At 32.4% G+C, this 3415-nt stretch carries 4 protein-coding genes; 3 read left to right on the forward strand and 1 reads right to left on the reverse strand.

Going from position 1 to position 3415, the window contains the following annotated elements; translation table 11 throughout:
* Window positions 1-229 precede the first annotated feature (229 nt).
* The 3 genes from HOG71_15030 to HOG71_15040 all read left to right on the forward strand — a co-directional run bounded on the left by HOG71_15030 (window position 230) and on the right by HOG71_15040 (window position 2864).
* Window positions 230-907: a hypothetical protein gene (locus HOG71_15030; protein ID MBT5992161.1), complete on the forward strand. Its 678-nt coding sequence runs from the start codon at window positions 230-232 to the stop codon at window positions 905-907.
* Between the two features lie 23 nt (window positions 908-930).
* Entirely contained in the window at window positions 931-2418 is a 1488-nt protein-coding gene (locus HOG71_15035) for a glutamine synthetase (protein MBT5992162.1), read from the forward strand.
* Between the two features lie 101 nt (window positions 2419-2519).
* Window positions 2520-2864 carry a hypothetical protein gene (locus HOG71_15040; GenBank protein MBT5992163.1) on the forward strand — a complete coding sequence of 115 codons (345 nt, stop codon included), beginning with the start codon at window positions 2520-2522 and terminating at the stop codon, window positions 2862-2864.
* On the opposite strand, the gene HOG71_15045 is transcribed toward HOG71_15040, so the two are convergent.
* Window positions 2865-3415: HlyD family efflux transporter periplasmic adaptor subunit (locus tag HOG71_15045; GenBank protein ID MBT5992164.1), on the reverse strand; the 551-nt coding region annotated here is incomplete at its 5' end.

Below are 3415 nucleotides of genomic sequence, written 5' to 3' on the forward strand. Positions count from 1 at the left end.
AAGACACAAATCCGCTAATAATAAATTTTAAAATCGTTAAGATGTATTTCAATAAAGGGCTAAAAATAGTTTAAAATTTCAAACAATGATCTTTTTTTGTAAATAATTCAACAAAGTTTGAAGCTAAAATTTCAATCATCTATTATAATCGGGATTTTTACTATTTTTGACCTGAAATTCATTAGAACATTTATAAACAAAGGCTTGCAGAAGTCATAAAAAGAATATCATGAAATATATTATATCAATACTTATTATTCAGCTTTTTTCATTCAGCCTTTTGGCTCAAGATTATGATTTTACTGTAAGCGAATCAAAAATGGTTCTTGGTGGTGGACTTAACAACACTCTAAGTGTAAAGATTTATGAATCCAATGAAAAAGACATCATTAAAGATTGGAAAAATATATTGAAGAAAAATGATGCAAAAGTGGATATCGGCAAAGAAATAGTAGCCAATAATGTTTTACTTAAAGATTTGAGTGATTTGCCTTTTAATTGTTTTTCCAGTTTAAAATCTCTGGAAAAAGATGTATATCAGCTAAACGTATGTGTTTATTTAGGAGGTAATTATCTGAGTTTTAATGAACATCCTGCTAAATATAAGGTTTTTGCTGATTTTCTTTCTGAATTTGCTAAAGCCACAAGCATACAGTCACTTGATAATTTAGTAAAAATGGCCAAACAAGAATTAAGTAAAAAAGAAAGTGATCTGGCAAAACTGAAGGATACCAAAGAAAAGCTGGAAAGCGAAATTGCTGGCTGGAAAAAAGATATACAAAAAGCTGAAGACGATATAGAAATTAATATTATTGAACAGGAAGACAAAAAAAATGAAGTTCAGGTTGCAAAAGAAGTCCTTAAAAAAGAAAAAGGCAAACTTGATCAGGTAAAAAAATCAAAATAACACACTTAAATAATTCTACAAACATGTTTCAGAATAAAATAGAAGCTTATCTTTCTAAGCCCAAAAGTCAATTTACAAAATCAGATATTATACGATTTTTTATTGAGAATGAATTCAGCATGCTGAATTTTAGATATGTCGCTGGAGATGGACGACTAAAAACACTTTCATTTGTTATCAATAGTCAGGAACAATTAGACACTATTCTTTCATCTGGTGAACGAGCAGACGGATCAAGTTTGTTTAACTATGTTGAAGCAGGATCGAGTGATTTATATGTCATTCCACAATTCAAAACTGCTTTTGTTAATCCCTTTGAAGAGGCTGAAACCCTGGATATCATCTGTAGATTTTATACAAGTGATGGTAAACCATTAGTAAACTCTCCATTTAACATCATGAAAAAGGCACATGATGAATTACTAAAAGCTACTGGATTGGAACTCGAAGTAATGGGTGAATTGGAATTTTATGTAATTGCTGAAAAGCAAGAACTATATCCTGCAAACGATCAGCGTGCCTATCATGAGTCTCCACCTTTTACCAAGTTCGATTATATCTACAAAGAAGCGATGCAAATTATTGCAGAATGTGGTGGGAAATTAAAATATGCACATTCTGAAGTTGGAAATTTCAAACAAGGGGAACTTGAATTCGAACAGTATGAATTAGAATTTCAACCAACAAACATGGAAGATGCAGCTAATTCACTAATACTGGCTAAGTACATTCTTAGAATGCTGGGATCGAAATATGGTGTTACCATAAGTTTTGCACCCAAAATTACAGTTGGGAAAGCAGGTAGCGGTTTACATATACATTGCAGATTGAAAAAAGATGGTGAAAGCGTAATGGTTGAAAATGGTATACTCAGCGATCACGCAAAAAAAATGATTGCCGGAATACTTACCTTGTCTTCTGCATTAACAGCATTTGGAAATACAATTCCAACATCATATTTGCGCTTAGTTCCACATCAGGAGGCTCCAACCAATATTTGCTGGGGCGATAGAAACAGATCTGTTCTTGTAAGAGTACCTCTTGGCTGGCTTGGTAATGCGTCTGAAATGATCAGTAAAGTGAATCCATTAGAAGAAGTAGTAGATAGAGATTTTTCTTCTAAACAAACTGTTGAATTCAGGTGTCCTGATGGATCAGCTGATATTTATTTATTAATGGCAGGACTTGCAGTAGCAACTCGTTATGGTTTTGAAATGCCAGACGCACTTGATGTTGCAGAAAAACTGTATGTCGGAGTGAATATTTTTGATGAGAAAAACAAAGCTGTATGTCGAAAATTAAAACAATTACCAGCCAGTTGTTCAGAATCTGCAGATAAATTGATGGAATTAGCTACTGCATTTACTGCAAAAGATGTATTTACACAAAGAAACATTGAGTCGATTGCTGCAGAGTTGAAGAAATACAATGATGCTGATTTGAGTGAGAATCTTTACGGGAAAAATAATGAAATAATGGATTTGGTATATAAATACCTTCATTATGCATAAAACTTAAATTAATCGCTATTCGTAAACACATTATATTCATATTACTATTTATCATTTCAAGTTCTGTATATGGGCAGAATATTGTAGTAAAAGATGGTGATGTGTTTAATTTTCACCCAGAAATCGACAATTATATAATAGGTGTAATTGTTGAGAATGATAGTTTTATTTGGGCGTACTATGATTGCACTGACTGTGCCGATTATTTCCTGTCAAAGGTAAATTCAAAAAAAGATAGTAGTTTTCAAGCATATTTTGAATCAAAAGGAATAAGTATCAAATGCCTATTTCCCTCTTTTGATGGTCGTACAACAGAAAGATGTGTTTTATGTAGCTGTGCAAATGGTCATCGATTAAACTTTAAAATATATAAAAACGACTATTCCAAAGTGTTGGCACTATTTAAGGGGACAAAAAACAGAAGTTTGTTTAATCGCTATCGGTAATTAACTCTTATTGCTTAATCGCTCATGCATAAAAGACTTGAGAGGATTGAACAATCGGTTGAACAATCTTATTTCCTCAGTAATAATTTCAGCAACACCGGTCATCTCTTGGCTAAATTGCAATTCTTTATGATATGATGTCTTTAATCCTTCAGGAAGTGAAACTTGAACCAAAAAATAATTATCAGTCGGAACAAGTGATATCGATTTAACTTGCCCATTTACAATACCATATTCCATAAAGGGAAAATTGTCAAACTTGATATTTACTTTCTGTCCTTCTTTCACTTTCCCAGAACCTCTTATTGGTAAATTGCATTTTGCAATAACTTCAGATGACTCTTCAGGAATAATAGCAAAAACTGCCTCTCCATCTGTTACATTCTGATTTTCGCTCCAAAATTTAGTCATCGAAATAGTTCCATCAACAGGAGCAAAAAGTACATATTTGTGCATCCATTGCCCTATGTTGCTTTTTAAATTATCAAACGATTCAGTTAAATCCAATTGCTGTTCACTCTTATCATCTTTCCCGCTTAACTGCATATCCA

The organism is Bacteroidota bacterium (assembly GCA_018698135.1).
In the GTDB taxonomy this organism is placed as follows: Bacteria; Bacteroidota; Bacteroidia; order CAILMK01; family JAAYUY01; genus JABINZ01.